Annotated in this window: 20 protein-coding genes; 15 read left to right on the top strand and 5 right to left on the bottom strand. The window is 57.5% G+C overall.

Annotated features, from left to right (window positions below; all coding sequences use genetic code 11):
* Positions 1-135: 135 nt before the first annotated feature.
* Positions 136-663 carry a phosphatidylglycerophosphatase A gene (locus tag ACESMB_RS09995; RefSeq protein ID WP_372926025.1) on the top strand — a complete coding sequence of 176 codons (528 nt, stop codon included), beginning with the start codon at positions 136-138 and terminating at the stop codon, positions 661-663.
* Positions 664-693: 30 nt separating this feature from the next.
* Here ACESMB_RS09995 and ACESMB_RS09990 read toward each other — a convergent pair whose 3' ends face one another.
* A complete protein-coding gene (locus ACESMB_RS09990) occupies positions 694-897 on the bottom strand; it encodes a DUF6316 family protein (RefSeq protein WP_372926026.1) in 204 nt (67 codons plus the stop codon).
* A gap of 271 nt (positions 898-1,168) precedes the next feature.
* Here ACESMB_RS09990 and ACESMB_RS09985 point away from each other — a divergent pair, with 271 nt between their 5' ends.
* On the top strand, positions 1,169-1,837 hold the full coding sequence (locus ACESMB_RS09985; RefSeq protein ID WP_372926027.1) for a DUF2057 family protein: 669 nt from the start codon (positions 1,169-1,171) through the stop codon (positions 1,835-1,837).
* Between the two features lie 35 nt (positions 1,838-1,872).
* Here ACESMB_RS09985 and ACESMB_RS09980 read toward each other — a convergent pair whose 3' ends face one another.
* A complete protein-coding gene (locus tag ACESMB_RS09980; RefSeq protein ID WP_372926028.1) occupies positions 1,873-3,402 on the bottom strand; it encodes a WS/DGAT/MGAT family O-acyltransferase in 1,530 nt (509 codons plus the stop codon).
* A 120-nt stretch (positions 3,403-3,522) separates the two neighbouring features.
* The gene (locus ACESMB_RS09975) at positions 3,523-4,434 is read right to left on the bottom strand and encodes a LysR substrate-binding domain-containing protein (RefSeq protein WP_372926029.1); all 912 of its coding nucleotides are present in this window, start codon (positions 4,432-4,434) and stop codon (positions 3,523-3,525) included.
* Positions 4,435-4,702: 268 nt separating this feature from the next.
* Here ACESMB_RS09975 and ACESMB_RS09970 point away from each other — a divergent pair, with 268 nt between their 5' ends.
* Positions 4,703-5,689: a glutathione S-transferase family protein gene (locus ACESMB_RS09970; protein ID WP_372926030.1), complete on the top strand. Its 987-nt coding sequence runs from the start codon at positions 4,703-4,705 to the stop codon at positions 5,687-5,689.
* Positions 5,690-5,743: 54 nt separating this feature from the next.
* Here the strand turns inward: ACESMB_RS09970 and ispB are convergent, their stop codons facing one another.
* Positions 5,744-6,712, bottom strand: coding sequence for an octaprenyl diphosphate synthase (gene ispB / locus ACESMB_RS09965; RefSeq protein WP_372926031.1), 969 nt, complete (start codon positions 6,710-6,712; stop codon positions 5,744-5,746).
* Between the two features lie 229 nt (positions 6,713-6,941).
* On the opposite strand from ispB, the gene rplU reads away from it, so the two are divergent.
* From rplU to proB, 4 genes are all read left to right on the top strand, one after another.
* Positions 6,942-7,253, top strand: coding sequence for a 50S ribosomal protein L21 (gene rplU, locus ACESMB_RS09960; protein WP_348296915.1), 312 nt, complete (start codon positions 6,942-6,944; stop codon positions 7,251-7,253).
* Positions 7,254-7,289: 36 nt separating this feature from the next.
* Positions 7,290-7,550 (top strand): 50S ribosomal protein L27, encoded by a 261-nt coding sequence (gene rpmA, locus ACESMB_RS09955; RefSeq protein ID WP_372926032.1) that lies wholly within the window; start codon positions 7,290-7,292, stop codon positions 7,548-7,550.
* Positions 7,551-7,687: 137 nt separating this feature from the next.
* Positions 7,688-8,887 carry an Obg family GTPase CgtA gene (cgtA, locus tag ACESMB_RS09950; RefSeq protein WP_372971444.1) on the top strand — a complete coding sequence of 400 codons (1,200 nt, stop codon included), beginning with the start codon at positions 7,688-7,690 and terminating at the stop codon, positions 8,885-8,887.
* A 160-nt stretch (positions 8,888-9,047) separates the two neighbouring features.
* Positions 9,048-10,172 (top strand): glutamate 5-kinase, encoded by a 1,125-nt coding sequence (gene proB, locus ACESMB_RS09945; RefSeq protein ID WP_372971443.1) that lies wholly within the window; start codon positions 9,048-9,050, stop codon positions 10,170-10,172.
* A gap of 124 nt (positions 10,173-10,296) precedes the next feature.
* Here proB and rpsT read toward each other — a convergent pair whose 3' ends face one another.
* Complete coding sequence (gene rpsT, locus ACESMB_RS09940; protein ID WP_372927370.1) at positions 10,297-10,566, bottom strand: 30S ribosomal protein S20; 270 nt, start codon at positions 10,564-10,566, stop codon at positions 10,297-10,299.
* Between the two features lie 284 nt (positions 10,567-10,850).
* On the opposite strand from rpsT, the gene murJ reads away from it, so the two are divergent.
* From murJ to pilV, 8 genes are all read left to right on the top strand, one after another.
* Entirely contained in the window at positions 10,851-12,431 is a 1,581-nt protein-coding gene (gene murJ / locus ACESMB_RS09935) for a murein biosynthesis integral membrane protein MurJ (protein ID WP_372971442.1), read from the top strand.
* Positions 12,432-12,496: 65 nt separating this feature from the next.
* A complete protein-coding gene (gene ribF, locus ACESMB_RS09930) occupies positions 12,497-13,468 on the top strand; it encodes a bifunctional riboflavin kinase/FAD synthetase (protein ID WP_372927368.1) in 972 nt (323 codons plus the stop codon).
* A gap of 35 nt (positions 13,469-13,503) precedes the next feature.
* A complete protein-coding gene (gene ileS, locus ACESMB_RS09925; RefSeq protein WP_372927367.1) occupies positions 13,504-16,323 on the top strand; it encodes an isoleucine--tRNA ligase in 2,820 nt (939 codons plus the stop codon).
* 25 nt (positions 16,324-16,348) lie between these two features.
* On the top strand, positions 16,349-16,855 hold the full coding sequence (lspA, locus tag ACESMB_RS09920; protein WP_372927366.1) for a signal peptidase II: 507 nt from the start codon (positions 16,349-16,351) through the stop codon (positions 16,853-16,855).
* Positions 16,856-16,880: 25 nt separating this feature from the next.
* Positions 16,881-17,333 (top strand): FKBP-type peptidyl-prolyl cis-trans isomerase, encoded by a 453-nt coding sequence (gene fkpB, locus ACESMB_RS09915; RefSeq protein WP_372971441.1) that lies wholly within the window; start codon positions 16,881-16,883, stop codon positions 17,331-17,333.
* A gap of 57 nt (positions 17,334-17,390) precedes the next feature.
* A complete protein-coding gene (gene ispH / locus ACESMB_RS09910; RefSeq protein ID WP_372971440.1) occupies positions 17,391-18,344 on the top strand; it encodes a 4-hydroxy-3-methylbut-2-enyl diphosphate reductase in 954 nt (317 codons plus the stop codon).
* A gap of 198 nt (positions 18,345-18,542) precedes the next feature.
* Positions 18,543-19,025, top strand: coding sequence for a GspH/FimT family pseudopilin (locus tag ACESMB_RS09905; RefSeq protein WP_372971439.1), 483 nt, complete (start codon positions 18,543-18,545; stop codon positions 19,023-19,025).
* The coding region (gene pilV, locus ACESMB_RS09900) for a type IV pilus modification protein PilV (RefSeq protein ID WP_372971438.1) at positions 19,025-19,357 on the top strand (333 nt) is incomplete at its 3' end. The genes ACESMB_RS09905 and pilV, both read left to right, overlap by 1 nt.

Raw genomic sequence — 19,357 nt, 5'->3', positions numbered from 1 at the left:
AGGCCTGCCAGGGGACATTCGTCGCCAATTGACAGTTATTGGTGAGGTGACTTCCGGAAATGACCTTGCCATCACGCACAATGGTCAGCCGCGAGCCCTCGTTGCCGGAGGCTACGATCATTTCAGGACCGATTCATGAGCAGTGACAATAACCTACAGGAGCCGGATATTCCCGAGGCCAGTTTGCCTCCAGGGTTTCTGCGGGACCCGGTACATTTTTTGGCCTTCGGGTTGGGCAGTGGCGCTGCCGCCCGCGCCCCGGGCACCTGGGGTAGCCTGGCGGCGATACCGGTCTGGTTCTGCTTTTCCTGGTTACCACCAGTTGGCTACTGGATTTTCGTTGTTTTCGCCTTTCTGGTGGGAATCTGGCTGTGTGGAAAGACGGCAGAAGACCTCAAGGTTCACGACCATGGCGGCATCGTCTGGGACGAATTCGTGGGCATGTGGATCGCCCTCGCGCTGTTTCCGGATACCGTCTACGGCATTCTGATGGCGTTTGCCCTGTTCCGGCTTTTTGACGTGGTGAAGCCCTGGCCGATCAACTGGCTTGATCAGTACATGCCCGGCGGGCTCGGAATTATGGTGGACGACGTGGTGGCGGGATTTATGGCACTGGCATGCCTGTTCGCCATTGACCAGTGGTTGATGCCGGTCATTGTCTGAACCTGGAACTGAGGCGGGAAGGAGCCCGGCTCAGTGAATCTGTTGTTCTTCCGGCAAAAGCCGGACGACATGCAGAAAGCGCCGCAAACCGGTTTCTGCCCGTTGGCGGGAGGCAAAGGGACCGCTGTCAAAGCCCTCCCGGGTTGTGAAATACCACTTGCTCCCGACGCAGAAGAACCGGCTGCTTCGGAAAGGTGCGGGGCCGTTTTCTCCGGTCCGACGTTGGGTATCCATGTTTGCTCCTGAGCCCTTTGTCGTTTTTCTTATATCGGGCAGTGGGATGTTTTTGGACGCCGATTGTCTAAAATTAAATCAATTCCCGCCAAATTCAACATTTTTTTACATTTATCGCTCTCGCAGAGCCTTGACCAGGTAACCGAAGTGTCACCTGGTTGCTGTAAACAGGCGGTATGTCTTGCTCTTGGCTCTGCCTCTCTTCAAAATGCCTTTCAACCCCAAGCGACCATCCATCAGGCATTCCCGGTGAAAAGCACAAGGATATAATATGAGTACCTATCACGTTCTGGTCTTTTTCAAGAAAGCCCGCTGTCTGGCAATGGCGTTTTCAGCGCTTTTTGTACTTTCCGCCTGCAGCTCCAACATGAGCAATATCAAAACCTGGGAAGGGGATGCTGATGCCTCACAAACGGCAATCCTGGAGGCGCCCAGTGAGATCGAGGTGCAGCAGGTGAATGGTCGCAGGCTGACGAATTTTCTGATGGAGGACCTGGCCCTGGACTTCGAGATGCTTCCGGGTGAAAACCAGGTGGTCTTCACATATAAAACCATCTGGGCCAAAAGCGGGGTTGTCCGTAATGGCGAGTCCAAAGTGCATGTCGTCGAAACGGCTCCGCAGGCGGTGACCATCGACGCTCAGCCGGGCGAGACCTATCGTTTCAGTTTTGAGCCACCTGCCAACAGGGGGGAAGCAGAGGCCTTTGCCAGCGACTTTGCCGCCGATGTTGTGAACGCATCCGGTGAGGTTATTGCCAGTGCCAGCGCCTGGGACGGGCGCTCTGCTGAAGAATCTGCGGTCGCCCGGGCACCTGTTGGCTCCGGCGGTGGTGATTCCGGTAGTGAGGAAGATGAGGGTACTCTGGAAGAGCTCAAGGCTTTATGGGGTGAAGCCAGTGAAGAGGAGCGCCGCAGCTTTCTGCGCTGGGCTTTCGAGTAACCTTCGGGGGTGGTTTTGAAGCCACCCCGAGGCAGCTAAAGGCGGAAGTTCTTGAACACCTTTTTTAAAGCGTCTTCCATCAGGGTAAACGCTTCGTCCGTCAGGGTTTTATGGTGATCCAGCTCGTAGTCCGGTTCCTCGTTCTCCGGCGCGAGCTTCACTGCCGCCGCCTCGATGGCTGAAAGACTGTCCTCAAGCAAACCCGTCAGCGAGTCGCCATCAGCCACCACATCAGGGCACAGGGTGAAATTCACGGTGAGGCTGCCCTGGTAGCTGACCGCCACGATAACCAGTCCCAGGCTATCGAACAGCGGTGCGGAATTGAACTGCCTGACCAGCCTGGCACCCTGCAGATACAGCGGAACCTGGGGCCCGGGCACATTGGTGATTGGCAGATTGAATACCGGCTGGTAACGCTGGGCGATCTGGAGTTCCGAATAAAGCCGCGCCGAGAGGGCGAGCATGTTGGAAGGCAGCAGTTCCGTCAGGCGGTCTGCGGCAATGGCCTCCCGGTAAGGCTCCGACTCTACTGCGTTCCAGTGTATGCGGTAGATCCGCCTCGCAGGATCCGGTTCATTGGTCGCCAGGTTAAGGAGCATGGCGGACATCTGGTTTCCGGTTGCTCTGCGCAGGCTGCTGGAACGGACCGAAATCGGCGTCATGGCAACCAGGGAGCGACTCGTTTTTATATCATGGTTGGCCAGATACCTGCGTAGAGTCTCTGCACAGAGGCCCAGCACCACATCGTTTAACGTGACATTTCCCAGCGTTGCCTTGATTGCCTTGAGCCGCGATAGGTCCAGGCTGGTGGCGACAATCTGGCGGTTCGCGGTGATCTGGCGATTAAACGGGCTGTGGGGAGCGGAAAACAGTGGAAACGGTAATGGCAGCTTTCGCATTTGCCTCTGGATCAGCCCCCGTGCAGTTGCCTCCGCCGCATTGACGGCCAGGGACGTTACCTGAAGGGGTTTGCGCAGCAGATTGGCGCCAGCTTGCAGCATGACCCGTTCTTCCGATGGCTCCGGTCGCGGATTCCATGGCCGGGGGCCTTCTATGGCACGGGCCTTTGGCGTGTACTCCAGCAGCTTGCCAATGATTTCCTCGCCACTGAATGCATCAATGGCGGCATGGTGTAGCTTGACGATCAGTGCGAAGCTCTTGCTGTCGAGGTCGTTGTCATCCAGTTGGAAACCGTCAACGAAGGTGATGTGCCAGAGTGGCCGATCTCGCTTCAGCGGTTCCTCCAGAATCCGCGAGGCCAGCCCCATCAGACTTTCCAGCTGGCCATGATCCCCCAGGTTTACATAGGCAAGGTGTCGTTCAATGCTGAAGTTCGGGTCGTCAATCCAGTAGGGTCGCCCGAGTCTCAGTGGGATTTCCTTCAGCCGTTGACGGAAAAGCGGCACGACGTGAAGTCGGCTGCGCAGGTAAGCTACAAAAGTGCTGTACGCCAGCGGGGTCTCTCTTTCCAGGGCATCGAAAAGATAGACGCCACCAATATGCATGGGGGCGGTTTCGGATTCCAGGTAAAGGAATGAGGCATCCAGCTCAGACAACTGCCGCATGGTTTGAGCTCCGTTCACAGGTTCTTGCGTCGGGGCAGTATAAACCAATAGAGACCGATTCCGTTGGCTCTTTTGCCGGGTATATGCCTGTTCCTTAGTCAGCACACAAGATGCATGGAATCAGGCTTCCAGCCAGGAGCCAATGACGGCTGACTCTCCCAATTTTTCCCAGAACCACATCAGCGCCTTACCCTGGTCCTCCGAGTGCCTCGCGAGATGGAGCATGATTGGCTGGCGTGGTTCGTGGACGCTAAGCGCAATCAGGGTGCCGTTGCTCAGTTGTTCCCGTACTCTGGCTTCTGGTAGCCAGCCCACCGCAAGCCCTTGTCGCTGGATGGCGATTTTCTGGTCGATATTGGCAACGGTAATGGTTCTCTGGCGGCGGAATATGCCGGCATGGCCTGGTGGCAATGATCGCGAGGTGTCAGCGGCCACGGCAGCAGGGAAGCGGGCTATGTCCTCTTCGGTCAACGGTTGCTCGGCCGTCGCCAGGGGGTGCTCGGGTGCCACAGCATAAACAAATCGCATTTCTCCCAGTGGGCTGGTGGTAAAGGCGCCGGCGGGTTTGCTCATCTGGTCGGCACCGACTATGAGGTCAACCCGGCGGCTTTGCAGGGCATCCCAGGAGCCGGCAAACACCTCTTCCACCAGTTGTACTTCCACCGGCACACCGAGTTCATAGAACTCCTTTACTGCGGGGAACAGGCATTCTGCCGGCAGCAGTGAGTTGAAGCCGATTCGCAGACGGGTTTCCCAGCCCTGGGCGACCTGGCGGGTGGTGTGGGCCAGGTTTTCCGCCGCTTCCAGCAGGGTGCGGCCTTCTTCCAGCAGGTAGCGGCCGGCCGGGGTTAGGGCGGCGCGGTGTCCGGTGCGGTCGAAGATGGCGACGTTGAGGTCTTCTTCCAGTTTCTGGACGGTATAACTGATGGCGGACGGTACGCGAAAGAGTTCGTTGGCGGCACCGGCGAAGCTGCCTTTGCGGTCAATGGCATCGAGGACTTTGAGGGCGTCTATGGTGATGGCTGTGTGCATGTTCGAATTATCTGATTGTGTTGGCCAGAATTGATTGTTTGAGAGCGTAGCAGGGTGGCCGGTATTCTTCCTCTGATTTCTTGTGGGCCAGTTTGGTGGCGCGGGAATCGGGGCAGGCCTTCGCAAACACGCCGTGAACCCATCCATGGGGGCTCGGCATTGCCATCCATGGCAATGCACGGTTTGCAAAGGCCTGCCCCAATTCCCTTGATCAACAGAGTGCTTGCCGCCCACTCAAATTACCCAATATGCGTTCAGCGGAGGTCTTATGGGACTGCTTGTAGATGGCAAATGGCACGATCAGTGGTACGACACCTCGAAAACCGGTGGCAAGTTTGAACGCGAAGCCGCGAGGTTTCGGAACTGGGTAACGGCGGATGGCTCGCCCGGTCCTGACGGGGAGGGGGGCTTTCCGGCGGAGTCGGGGCGGTATCATTTGTATGTGTCCATGGCCTGTCCCTGGGCGCATCGCACGCTGATTTTTCGGGTCCTGAAAGGGCTGGAAAAGCATATTTCAGTGTCGGTGGTGCATCCGGATATGGTGGAGAACGGCTGGGAGTTCCGGCCGGATGAGGCGGCGCATCGGGATGATGTGAATGGTAAGCGTTTCATGTATGAGGTTTATTTGAAGGCAGCGCCGGATTATTCCGGGCGGGTGACGGTGCCGACTTTGTGGGACAAGCAGAACCAGACAATTGTCAGCAACGAGTCTGCGGATATTATCCGGATGTTCAATTCGGCGTTTGACGGGCTTGAGGGCGTGCGCAGTGATCTGGATTTCTATCCGGAAGAGCTGCACGGCGAGATTGCAGAAGTGAACGACCGGGTTTACCACACCGTCAATAACGGTGTTTACAAGGCGGGATTCGCGACAGCCCAAGACAAATATGAAGAGGCGTATGGTGCGCTGTTCGATTCACTGGACTGGCTGGAGGAGCGGCTGTCAGGGCAGCGTTACCTGTCGGGCAACCGGCTGACCGAGGCGGACTGGCGGCTGTTTACCACGCTGATCCGTTTTGACGCGGTGTATTACAGCCATTTCAAGTGCAATCGGCAGAGGATTGCGGATTTCCCGGCGTTGTCCGGCTATGTGCGGGATCTATACCAGGTGCCGGGCGTGGCGGATACGGTGGATCTCAGGCAGATCAAGCGTCACTACTATGTGAGTCAGCGTACGGTCAATCCGACGCAGATTGTACCGGTGGGGCCGGTTCTGGATTTTGAGGCGCCTCATGGTAGGGAAGCTCTGGGGTGAGTCTTGTCGGATTAGGCGAAGCCGTCATCCGACAACCCACTGCCGACAGGCTCACTAACTAACCCGTGCAACCGCAATTTCGGTCAACAACCCTAGCGATTCCTTATGATCTGATTCGGGAAGAGTTTTCAGGCACGCCGCTGCCAGGGCGGCCTGCTCCCTGGCTTTGGCCATGGTGTACTCCAGGGCACCAGAGCGATTGACGATCTGGAGGATCCGGGGCAGGTCATCCAGTCCGCCTTTACGGATCGCCTGGCGAATCAGTTGTTTCTCGTCATCACTGCCTTCGGTCATGGCGTAAATCAGTGGTAGCGTGGTTTTTCCTTCAGCCAGGTCATCGCCTACATTCTTACCCATGGCCTCGGCATCGCCCCGGTAGTCCAGTACGTCGTCCACCAGTTGGAAGGCAAGGCCCAGGTGCTTGCCGTAATCTCTCAGTGCCTGCTCCCGTTCTTCATCGGCTCCGGCCAGCAGGGCGCCGGTATGGGAGGCGGCTTCAAAAAGCATGGCGGTCTTGTTGTGGATGACCTCCATATACTTGTCTTCGCTGACGTCCGGGTTTTTCACATTCACCAGTTGCAGAACCTCGCCTTCGGCAATGACTGCCGTGGCATGGGATAGCACGTCCATGATGCGGAGGCTCTGCAGCTCCACCATCATCTCGAAGGCGCGGGCGTAGAGGAAATCACCTACCAGTACACTCGGGGCGTTGCCCCAGCGGGCGTTGGCGGTGCTTCGGCCCCGGCGCATGTCTGATGTGTCCACAACGTCATCATGCAGAAGCGTTGCGGTATGCAGGAATTCAATCACCGCTGCCAGCTTGAGATGGTCGTCCCTGTCATAGCCCAGCGCCCGGCTTGAAAGCAAAACCAGTAGTGGCCTCAGGCGCTTACCGCCGCTTTCAATGATGTACTGGGCGATTTTTTCCACCAGGGGAACGTCTGAGGAGAGCCGCTTGATGATCAGATCATTGACGCGGGTGAAGTCCTCCGCGACGGTGTCGTAAATGCGCTGGGCTGTCATGCGGCTGGTCCGGTCCCTTGTCTGGCGTTTTCGTTGGAAAATAGGCAGGTGGCGCAATGCTAGGTATTGCGGTGTTCAGTGTCAACTTGGCTTGTAAAGCAGTGGTGGTTTTCGTACAATCACGCGCCCAACTCATCCCAACCTGCGCTCCCTGCTATAGGGTTGCCGAAGCGCTTCCCTTAGAACCAGGCGGATAAGAGCAGGGATGGGTCAATCGCGGAGAACGTTAATGTACGCAGTTATTGTTAGCGGTGGTAAACAGCACCGTGTAAAAGAAGGCGAAACTCTGAAGCTGGAAAAGCTGGAAGTGGAAACCGGCGGCAACGTCGAGTTTGACCGCGTTCTGCTGATCGCCGATGGTGACAAGGTTCAGGTTGGTGCGCCGGTTGTTGATGGTGCCAAAGTGACAGCGGAAGTGGTTAACCACGGCCGTCACGACAAGATCCAGATCATCAAGTTCCGTCGTCGGAAGCATTCCATGAAGCGTCAGGGCCACCGCCAGTGGTTTACTGAAGTCAAGATCACGGGTATCCAGGGCTAAGACCCTCGAGTAACCCCTTAGATAAGGAGGCTTGTAATGGCTCATAAAAAGGCAGCAGGTAGTACCCGTAACGGTCGCGATTCCGAGTCAAAACGACTTGGTGTCAAGCGCTTCGGCGGCGAGTCTGTATCTGCAGGTAGCATCATTGTTCGCCAGCGTGGCACCCGTTTCCACCCGGGCAGCAACGTTGGCCTCGGCAAGGACCACACCCTGTTTGCAACCGCGAACGGTCAGGTCAAGTTCGAAGTGAAAGGCCCTGAGAACCGTAAGTTCGTGAGCATCGTCCCGGCTGCGTAAGCAGCGGCGATCTCAGGTTCTGTCGAACCTTGGGTGGCCCTGATATGATTTGATATCAGAGTCGCCTGGAGCCCCGCATAGCTTCCATGAGGCTGCGGGGCTTTTTAGTTTATGCGCATTGCGCAAAGGGTTAATGAATGAAGTTCGTAGATGAAGCCACCATCATTGTTGAGGCGGGCAAGGGCGGCCACGGTTGCCTGAGCTTCCGCCGTGAAAAATACGTGCCCAAGGGTGGCCCCGATGGTGGTGACGGCGGCGACGGTGGGTCTGTGTACCTCGAAGCGGACAGCGCGCTCAATACGCTGATCGACTACCGCTTCCAGCGCAAGCACAAGGCCGAGAACGGCCAGCCCGGCTCCGGCCGTAACTGCACCGGTATCAAGGGTGAAGACCTGGTGTTGCCGGTGCCGGTGGGCACCACGGTTGTGGACATGGACACCCACGAAGTGCTGGGCGATCTGACCCGCGCCGGCGAGCGTCTAAAGGTGGCTCAGGCCGGGTTTCATGGTCTGGGTAATACCCGCTTCAAGTCCTCGGTAAACCGCGCTCCACGCCAGACTACCAAGGGCTCCGAAGGCGAGCTCCGTAATCTGCGTCTGGAACTGAAAGTGCTGGCGGACGTCGGTTTGCTGGGCATGCCCAACGCCGGCAAGTCCACCTTCATCCGTTCGGTATCCGCGGCGCGGCCGAAAGTGGCGGACTACCCGTTTACCACCCTGGTGCCTAACCTCGGTGTGGTCAGCGTGCAGGCCCACCAGAGCTTTGTTATCGCCGATATCCCGGGCCTGATTGAAGGCGCGGCAGAAGGTGCAGGGCTGGGAATCCGTTTCCTCAAGCACCTGGTTCGCACACGCTTGTTGCTGCATCTTGTAGACGTGGCGCCTTATGACGGTTCCTCGCCTGTTGAAAGCGTTCGCGCCATCGAACACGAACTTGAAAAATTCAGCGAAACCCTCGCCAGCCGCGAGCGTTGGCTGGTGCTGAACAAGGTGGATATGGTCTCTGAAGAAGACCGTGAGGCACACTGTCAGGCCATCATCGACGAACTCGACTGGGAAGGTCCTGTATTCAGTATCTCCGCCCTCAGCGGCGAAGGCACCAAGCCGCTCACCCAGGCCGTCATGCGCTGGATCGAAGACCAGGCCCAGGAAGAAGCCGAAAACCCCGAGTTCGCCGAGCGTGAAGCTGCCCGTCGCCGTCAGATGGACGAAGAAGCGCGTGCCAGGATCGAAGCGGAGCGTCAGATCCGCCGCGAAGCCCGCCAGGCTGACGACGATGATGACGACGACTTCGATGACGATGATTACGATGTCGAGGTAGTTTACGCCCCAGAGTAAGAATTTTGCTTGATCTAACGCCAAAGTATCGTCGGGCAGGCAGGGACCATGTCGGTGGATCGTCAAAAACAGGGATGTTTTTGTCGAGCGTACATGGACGTATTCACAGCGTATCCACCGACATGGTCCCTGCCTGCCCGCCCCCGTGGACTGGAATACAATGAGCAAACGCATCCAGCTTCGCCAGGCCCGCCGCCTGGTCGTAAAAATCGGAAGCGCGCTGCTGACCAACGATGGCCGCGGTCTGGATGTGTCCGCCCTGGGATTATGGGTGGACCAGATTGCAGAATTGGTCAGTGATGGCGTTGAAGTGGTTATTGTGTCTTCAGGCTCTGTGGCTGAGGGCATGAGCCGGCTCGGCTGGACTCTGCGCCCGGAGCAGCTGCACGAACTTCAAGCCGCAGCTGCCGTGGGCCAGATGGGGCTGGTGCAGACCTGGGAGGCCCAGTTCAAGCGCCATGACATTCATACCGCTCAAATCCTGCTCACCCACGATGATCTGTCTGACCGCAAGCGCTACCTCAATGCCCGCAGCACCTTAAGGGCGTTGCTGGATTTCGGCGTAGTGCCCATCGTCAACGAAAACGACACCGTGGTCACCGACGAAATCCGCTTCGGCGATAACGACACCCTGGGCGCCCTGGTGGCCAACCTGATCGAGGCAGACGGCCTGATTATCCTTACCGACCAGCTCGGCCTGTTCGACAAGGATCCCCGCAAAAACCCGGACGCTCAAATGGTGGACGAGCGCCTTGCCAGTGATTCCGAGCTCGACGCCATGGCCGCCGGCGGAGCCGGCAACCTGGGGCGCGGTGGTATGCAGACCAAAGTCCGCGCCGCCCGCCTGGCTGCCCGTTCCGGCGCCTTCACCGTTATCGTCGGCGGCCGAATCGAAAAAGCCATCGCCCGCCTGCGCGACGGCGAAAGCATCGGAACCCTCCTGCTCCCCGAACAGGGCCGCATCGCCGCCCGCAAACAATGGCTCGCCAGCCACCTCCAGACCCGCGGCAAACTCACCCTCGACCAGGGCGCCGTCAACGTCCTCTGCCGGGGCGGCCGCAGCCTGCTGCCTGTGGGCGTAAAAAGCATCTCCGGCCAGTTCCGCCGCGGCGAAATGGTCTCCTGCGTCGACGAAACCGGCAAAGAAATAGCCCGCGGCCTCGTCAACTACGACGCCGACGAAGCCAGAGCCATCGCCGGCCGCTCCAGTGATCGCATCACAGAAGTGCTGGGCTATATCTCCGACGAAGAAATGATCCACCGCGATAACATGGTGATTGTCTAGAAGGTTCCACCCAACTCTGGAGGCAGGCCTGCCTGCGCTCCGAGTCAGCAGTCAAGCGAATAAACAGACACAAAAAAACCGGCCAATCGACCGGTTTCTTCATTCAAAGTTCCGAAAGAGCAATTTACGCGCTCTTCAGAGCCTTGATGCGGGCACTCAGACGGCTCTTCTGGCGAGCAATCTTGTTCTTGGCGAACACGCCCTTGTTAACCATGCTGTCCATAATTGGCTGGGCCTTCTGGAACGCTGCCTGCGCTTCCTCAGGCTTGCCAGCTTCAATGTTGGCCTGGACTTTCTTGATGTAAGTGCGCGCCATGGAACGCAGGCTGGCATTGTGCTTGCGGTTCTTCTCGTTCTGACGTGCGCGCTTCTTGGCTTGCGGGGAATTTGCCACCGTATAACTCCTGAGATCTGTGAAATCCGAAATTCGTGTGAAACGATTCGTAAAAATCGCGGGCGCGCCAAAACCAGCGCGTCGAAATAAATGACGCGGAACTATGCCGCCAACGTCCCAAAATGTCAAGACTCAACGCTATTTCATCCCGGTATTCACAAGGCCTGTGGTAAACTCGCCGCTCGTCGCCGGAGAGCCCTCCAGGGTCCTAGGGAATTACCGAAACCGGGCCCGTTGTGCTCCCGAATTGTCCAGAGTCTACCGAATCATCGTCCAGGCCACGAATGTCATCCGAACCTGAGCAAACAGAAACCCAGAAAGCATTGCCGAAACCTCCGGGGCTGCTCAGGTCATCCGGGCTTGTCGGCATCATGACCATGCTGTCACGAGTCCTTGGCCTGGTGCGGGACATGGTCATTGCCCGTTATTTTGGCGCCGGAGCGGGCGCCGATGCCTTCTTTGTTGCGTTCAAGATCCCCAACTTCCTGCGCCGTCTGTTTGCCGAAGGCGCGTTTTCCCAGGCCTTTGTGCCAGTGCTCTCCTCGTATCGGGAGCAGGAGTCTGTCACCGAAGTCCGGCGCCTGGTCAATGCCGTTGCCGGCTCCCTGGGGCTGGTATTGCTGGGAGTGACCGCCGTTGCCATGCTGGGCGCGCCGCTGCTGACTGCGGTTTTTGCGCCGGGCTTCCTCGGTGATGATCTCAAATTCGGCCTGGCCAGCGACATGCTGCGCATCACCTTTCCGTACCTGCTGCTGATCTCGTTAACGGCTTTTGCCGGTGGCATCCTCAATAGCTACGATCGCTTCGCCATACCCGCGTTTACACCGGTTTTGCTTAATCTGGCCATGATCGGTGCTGCGATCTTCCTGTCGCCTTTGATGGAAACGCCCATTATTGCCCTGGCCTGGGGCGTTTTTATTGCCGGTGCATTGCAGCTGTTCTTCCAGATCCCTTTCCTGATGCAACTGGGGCTGATGCCGCGACCAAAGGTGGACTACAAGCATGAGGGGGTCAGTCGCATCCTGAAGCTGATGGTGCCGGCACTGTTCGGGGTTTCTGTCAGTCAGATCAACCTGTTACTGGATACTGTGCTGGCTTCTTTCCTGCAGACTGGCAGTGTTTCCTGGCTTTATTATTCCGACAGGCTGTCTGAGCTACCGTTGGGTGTGTTCGGTATAGCCATCGCCACCGTTATTCTGCCGAGCCTGTCCCGCAAACACGCCGCGGCTTCCGCAGACCAGTTTGCTGCAACACTGGACTGGGCTGTCCGTGCAGTGCTGCTGATCGGGCTGCCGGCCGCGCTGGCATTGGCCCTGTTGGCGGAACCGTTGATCGCAACCCTGTTCCATTACGGGGAGGTCACCGACCGGGACGTCACCATGGCCGCCCAGAGCCTGCGCGCCTATTCCGCAGGGTTACTGGCATTCATGTTGATCAAGGTGCTGGCGCCGGGCTATTTTGCCCGTGAAGACACCAAAACTCCGGTCAAGATCGGCATTATTGCGATGGTGGCCAATATGGTGTTCAACCTGGCGCTGATCTTTCCGCTCGCTCACGCAGGGCTGGCACTGGCTACGTCCCTGTCGGCCTGGCTGAACACGGGCCTGCTGTGGCGGGGGTTGATAAAGGAAGGCGCCTGGAAATGGCAGCCGGGCTGGCCTCGGTTCCTGCTGCAGATCGGGCTTGCCAATGTGGCGCTGGCAGGAACAATTGTGTGGTTGCAGCCGCCGGTAGACCGCTGGCTGGGGGCTGGCGGCCTTCAGCGCGCCACCGATATGGGTATTCTCGTAGTCTCTGGCGTTGCGGTGTATTTTATTGTGTTGGCGTTGGCCGGGGTGCGGGTAAGACATTTTCGCCACAGGTAGGTTATAATCGCGCGTTTTCTCACCAGTGAAACCATGCACCGCTGGCAAACAAGGGTTCGCTTTACATGCGTCTGATCCGGGGCCTGACCAACCTGAAAAACTTTGCACAGCAGGCCGATGGGCCGCTAGCGAATGGTTGCGTTGCAACTATCGGAAACTTTGACGGTGTTCACCTGGGCCATCAGACCATCATCGATCAGGTGCATGAAAAAGCCCTTGAACTGGGCGTACCTTCCGTGGTGATGGTGTTTGAACCCCAGCCCCGCGAGTTTTTCCAGGGCAGGGAAGCACCACCGCGATTAACGGCGTTCCGGCAGAAGTTTGAAGCCCTGCTGGCATCCGGCATTGATATTGTTCTCTGTCTGCGTTTCAACGAGCGTTTCCGAAGTTATTCCGGCATGGGGTTCATCGAGGACGTGCTCATCAACGGCCTTGGTGTCCGTCATCTTGTGGTGGGGGACGATTTCCGTTTCGGCTGCGACCGCGCAGGCGACTTCGCGTTGCTGCGGGAAGTCGGGGAACAGCGTGGATTCACGGTTGAAAACACCCGCACCGTCACCGTTAACGGTGAGCGTGTTAGCAGTACGCGGATTCGCAACGTGCTTGCAGAGAACCGGATAGAGGAGGCCGAAGAGCTGCTGGGACATCCTTACCGCATCCGCGGGCGGGTCGTATACGGGCGCCAGCTTGGCCGACAGATTGGCGCGCCAACGGCTAACCTGCTGCTGCCGCAGATGCCGGCGCTGAAAGGTGTCTACGTGGTCAGCGCCAGCCTCGAAGACGGCGGGGTATTCGACGGCGTCGCCAATATCGGGTTGCGCCCCACGGTGGACGGCAAGCAGCCGTCGCTGGAAGTGCACCTGTTTGACTTTGCTGGCACACTTTACGGCCAGCGACTGGATGTGGTCTTCCGCCATGCATTGCGGGACGAAGTGAAATTCGACTCGGTGGATGACCTCAAAAAGCAGATTGCCCGTGATTTCGATGAGGCCCGGGCGTGGATTGCAGACCATGGCTCTTCAGCCACCGGACACTGACCGACATTTAACAACCTGAGCTACGCACCAAAACCATGAGCGACTACAAGCACACCCTGAATCTGCCTGAAACCGCCTTTCCCATGCGCGGTAACCTCGCCAAGCGCGAGCCGGACATGCTCAAGCGCTGGCAGGACCTGGACGTCTACGGCACGCTGCGCCAGCAGCGGGAAGGCCGGGAAAAGTTCATCCTTCACGATGGCCCTCCCTACGCCAACGGCAGCATTCATATCGGTCATGCGGTCAACAAGATTCTCAAGGACATGATCGTCAAGTCCCGCAGCTTTATGGGCTACGACGCCCCATACGTGCCGGGCTGGGACTGCCATGGCTTGCCTATCGAACACAAGGTTGAGCAGGAGATCGGCAAGGCCGGGGTGAAGGTAGACTACAAAACCTTCCGGCAGGCCTGTCGCGACTATGCCACCAAGCAGATTGCCGGTCAGAAGGAAGACTTTATCCGCCTGGGTGTCATGGGTGAGTGGGACAAGCCCTATCTGACCATGGACCCGAAAGTGGAAGCGGGCATCGTGCGCGCCCTGGGCAAGATCGTCGCCAAGGGGCACCTGGTTCGCGGGTTCAAGCCGGTTTACTGGAGTGTAGTGGGGCAGTCTGCGCTGGCGGAAGCCGAAGTGGAGTACCAGGACAAGGTTTCGGTGCAGATCGACGTACGTTTTACGGCCGTTGATCAGAAAAAGGTACTTGATCTTTTCAGCACCAATAAAGGACAGGGCGATGTCTCGGTGGTGATCTGGACCACCACCCCCTGGACCATTCCTGCCAACCAGGCGGTTTCCATCCACCCTGAGCTGGAATATGCGCTGGTACAGGCAGACACCGGTGATGGTCCGGAGCGTCTGATTGTGGCCGCAGAAATGGTCGAGGGCATCATGGCCCGCTGGGGCGTCGAGAATTTTGAAGTGCTGGCGACTGTCATCGGCGAAAAGCTGGATAAGCTGGCCCTGCAGCACCCGGTTTTTGACAAGCAGGTTCCGCTTATCCTGGGCGATCACGTGTCTACCGACGCCGGTACCGGTGTGGTGCATACCGCGCCCGATCACGGCATGGAAGACTTTGAAGTAGGCAAGGCCAATGGCATTGGCACTATCAGCCTGGTGAAGGCCGATGGCACCTATACCAAGGCGGCTGGCGAATTTGCCGGGGTTCACGTCTACAAGGCGGACGACCCGGTGTGCTCAGCGCTGGAACGGGAAGGCAAGCTTGTGCGCGCCGAGAAGTTCAGCCACAGCTACCCTCATTGCTGGCGTACCAAAACTCCATTGATCTACCGCGCCACGCCCCAGTGGTTCATCAGCATGGACAAGGAAAACCTCCGCAACAACGCCCTGGAAGCCATCAAGGGCGTTCGCTGGGTGCCGGGATGGGGTCAGAATCGTATCGAGGCCATGTTCAAACAGTCCCCGGACTGGTGCATTTCCCGTCAGCGCACCTGGGGCGTGCCCATCACCCTGTTTATCCACAAGGAAACCCAGGAACTGCATCCGGATACCCAGAACCTGATGGAAGCGGTGGCGAAGGAAATCGAAAAAGGCGGTATTGATGCCTGGTACGACATCGATACGGCAGAATTCCTGGGCAGCGACGCTGATCAGTATGAAAAGGTTACCGACACCCTGGACGTATGGTTTGATTCCGGTGTCACTCACGAGTCCGTGCTGCGCCCGCGCCCAGAGCTCGGTCAGTTCCCGGCGGATATGTACCTGGAAGGCTCTGACCAGCACCGCGGCTGGTTCCAGTCATCCCTGAAGACGTCCATCGCGATGAACGGCGTGGCGCCCTACAAGCAGGTGCTGACCCACGGCTTCACCGTCGATGGCAAGGGCCGCAAGATGTCCAAGTCCCTGGGTAACGTGATCGCGCCCCAGGAAGTGATGAACGAACTGGGTGCGGATATCCTGCGCCTGTGGGTGTCTGCCACCGATTACAGCGGTGAAATGACGGTGTCCAAGGACATTCTCAAGCAGACCGCAGACGGTTATCGCCGGATCCGCAACACCGCCCGCTTCCTGCTCAGTAATCTTTCCGGCTTCGATCCTGAAAAACACGCCGTGGCGCCGGAAGACATGATTGCCCTGGACCGCTGGATGGTGGACAAGGCTCTGCAACTTCAGGACGAACTGCACGAGGACTACCAGAACTACGCCTTCCTGCGTATCTACCAGAAGGTATATAACTTCTGCGAGGCGACACTGGGTGGTTTCTATCTGGATATCATCAAGGACCGTCAGTACACCACCCAGGCAGACAGCCGCGAGCGCCGCTCCTGCCAGACAGCACTTTTCCATGTTGCGGAAGCCCTGGTGCGCTGGATTGCACCGATCCTGAGCTTCACCGCTGATGAAATCTGGCAGCACCTGCCGGGTAAGCGTGGCGATACCGTATTCTATGAGACCTGGTACGAGGGACTCACTGCATTGCCCGCAGACGTAGAGCTCGGCCGCGATTACTGGAGCCGGATCTACAGCGTGAAAGAAGCAGTGAACAAGTGCCTGGAAGAGGCCCGTGGCCGCGGTGAGATCAAGGGCTCTCTGAGTTCGGAAGTGACGCTCTATTGCGAAGGTGATCTGGCGAAAGACCTGAACCACCTGGGTGAGGAACTGCGATTTGTGCTGATCACTTCCGAGGCCACGGTAAGGCCTGTAACTGAAGCCGGCGATGCAGAGCAGACCTCTCACGAAGGATTGCTGGTCAAGGTGACACCTGCAACCCACGCAAAATGCGAGCGCTGCTGGCAGCATCGGGCGGACGTTGGCCAGAGTGAGCAGTACAGCGACCTATGTGGCCGCTGTGTAACTAACGTGGAAGGGCAGGGCGAGTCCCGGTCCTTTGCCTGACGGAAGCCGGACTGTGGAAAAGGTAATGAACGATACGGAAGCAACCGGCTCCAAACTCCGCTGGCTCTGGCTGGCGGCCTTGGTGGTAGTGCTGGATCTGGGCACCAAGGCCATGGCAACTGCCATGCTGACGTACGGCAACCCGGTGCCGGTGATGCCCATGTTCAACCTCACCCTGTTGCATAACACCGGAGCCGCGTTCAGTTTTCTGGCAGGTGGCAGCGGCTGGCAGCGCTGGTTCTTTATTACTCTGGCGCTGGTGGTCAGTGTCGTGCTGGTGTTCTGGCTCAAATCCCTGCGGCGCCATGAAACCTGGTCGGCCATTGCCATCGTATTAATTCTTGGCGGTGCCCTGGGTAACGTGTATGACCGCGTTGTGCATGGCTATGTGGTGGACTTCCTGCATTTCTACTGGAACAACTACCACTTCCCCGCTTTCAACATTGCCGACACGGCCATCACCATTGGCGCCGGCATGATGATTCTTGACATATTCCGCAAGCCCCGGGAACCAGATGGCGATCCGGAGTGAAGGAAGACAGGAGCGATAGCTGCCAATGAAAGAACTTCCCGTAGATCAGGGTACCCGCGTTACGCTTCATTTCGCCCTGAAATTCAGTGATGGTGAAATCATCGACTCTACCTTTGAGAAGGAGCCGGCAACGCTGGAGATCGGTGACGAGAACCTGCCGGAGAACTTCGAGGCCTACCTGATGGGTATGAAGGCCGGAGACCGGAACAGCTATGAAGTGCCGCCGGAAAAGGCTTTCGGCCAGCACAACCCCAGCAATGTGCAAACCTTCAAACGCAGCGAATTCAGTGCCGATATGGTGCTGGAGAAGGGCGTAATGATCTCGTTTGCGGATGCTCGCCAGAGCGAGTTGCCGGGGGTGGTCAGCCGTGTTGAGGGGGACCAGGTTGATGTGGACTTTAATCACCCTCTGGCGGGGCGTACACTGACGTTTGAAGTGGAAATTATTGATGTGGAACCTGCTGGTCAGGCCCATTGATCGCATTTTCCAGCAGGCTAGCGCAAACTTTGTTCAATTCCGTAGGGCACAAATTCTATGCAAATCCGACTCGCTAATCCACGTGGCTTCTGTGCTGGTGTCGACCGCGCCATCGAGATCGTGAACCGTGCCCTGGATGTGTTCGGCGCTCCAATCTATGTGCGCCACGAAGTTGTACACAACAAGTTTGTGGTGGATAACCTGCGCGAACGCGGTGCTATTTTTGTCGAGGAGCTGGAAGAGGTGCCTGACGACAAGCTGGTGATTTTCAGCGCCCATGGCGTTTCCCAGGCCGTTCAGAATGAAGCAGCGCGACGGGGACTGAAGGTTTTTGATGCCACCTGTCCGCTGGTTACCAAGGTTCACATGGAAGTAATGAAATACAGCCGTGAAGGGCGCGAATGTATTCTGATCGGCCATTACGGGCACCCGGAAGTGGAAGGCACCATGGGGCAATATGATCACAGCAATGGCGGCGAAATTTACCTCGTTGAAGACGAAAAAGACGTTGCCGAATTAACGGTAAAGGATCCTTCAAAGCTGTCGTACGTTACCCAGACAACACTGTCGATGGACGACACAGCCCGTGTCATCGATGCCCTCAGGGAGCATTTCCCTGAAATCCAGGGCCCCCGCAAAGATGACATCTGCTACGCCACCCAGAACCGCCAGGATGCGGTGAAACAGCTCGCCGGCGACTGCGACCTGATGCTGGTGGTAGGTTCCCCGAACAGCTCCAACTCCAATCGCTTGCGTGAGCTGGCGGAACGTATGGGCACACCTGCCTATCTTATTGACGAAGCCTCACAGATTGATTCGCAATGGCTTGAGGGCAAGACCTCTGTCGGTGTGACGGCCGGTGCCTCCGCTCCCGAGGTTCTGGTGAACGATGTGATCTCGAGGCTGAGAGATCTTGGTGGTGAAGTGCCGGAGGAAATTTCCGGCCGTGAGGAGAATATTGTGTTCTCCATGCCGAAAGAGCTCAGGATTGATGCGGTTGAGGTTTCGTGAGCTCCATGCTGTCGCCGCTGTTCGGCGGGTTGATTAATCGCCGAAAAAGCGATCGCGCCCTCCCGGAAAATTGATTCCTGTCACAAAATAGCGGCCTCCAGTGCCGTCTGTCTTTTATTTTTTGCCGCTCGTCGCTATGCCCTCGCACGGGAATAGAGGCTCTTCTATGCTTCATTAAGACAAATTTAGGATGCGGTCATGAAAGTCCATAATGTCCAGAGAGGTTTTACTCTCATAGAACTGATGGTTGTAGTAGCTGTGCTGGCCATCGTGGCGACAGTCGCCGTTCCCTCGTTCCAGCAACTGATCGAAAACAATCGGTTGGCGACGGAATCGAACCGAATTCTGTCAGCAATCAGTTTTGCCCGCAGCGAAGCGGTGCGTGTTGGCGACGATGTTTCCCTGACTGCTGACTCTGGTGGTTTTGATGAAGGTTGGTGCGTACATCTGGGTGCCGACTGTGACGCAGCGAATGGTCTGCGGCAGTTTGATGCCATAAACCAATTGGATTATTCCGGCTCTGCCAACTCACTGACCCTTAATTCCCGGGGTGAAATGACCAATGCCGCCTTTAATATCAGCCTCGAGCCCAGTGGCTGTGAGGCTGGTGAGACCGACAAAACCCGCACTATTACCGTATCTCTTTCCGGGCGTGGGTCGACTCAGAAGGGAGATTGCTGATGAGCAGCCGACAAAAGGGCTTTGGTCTGATTGAGATTCTGGTTGCACTGCTGATACTTGCGATCGGCCTCTTGGGCATGGCGTCTTTGCAGACTACCAGCCTGCAACAGACGACCGGCAGCCAAACTCGCACCCAGGCGATATTACTGGCGGACGATATCGTTGAGCGTATCCGCGCGAATCGACCGAACATCAATGACTATGTGCTTGCCAATCCGAATGCCCTTGCCTGTGACACAGAGTTTGAAATCGATAACGGCAATGTGGCAGACGACGACCTGGACGAATGGCGAAACGCCCTTGCATGCCTGTTGCCGGATGGCAATGGTGAA

The sequence above is a fragment of the Marinobacter sp. genome (genome assembly GCF_041686475.1).
GTDB lineage: Bacteria > Pseudomonadota > Gammaproteobacteria > Pseudomonadales > Oleiphilaceae > Marinobacter.
This window is presented reverse-complemented; position numbering and strand designations above follow the sequence as displayed.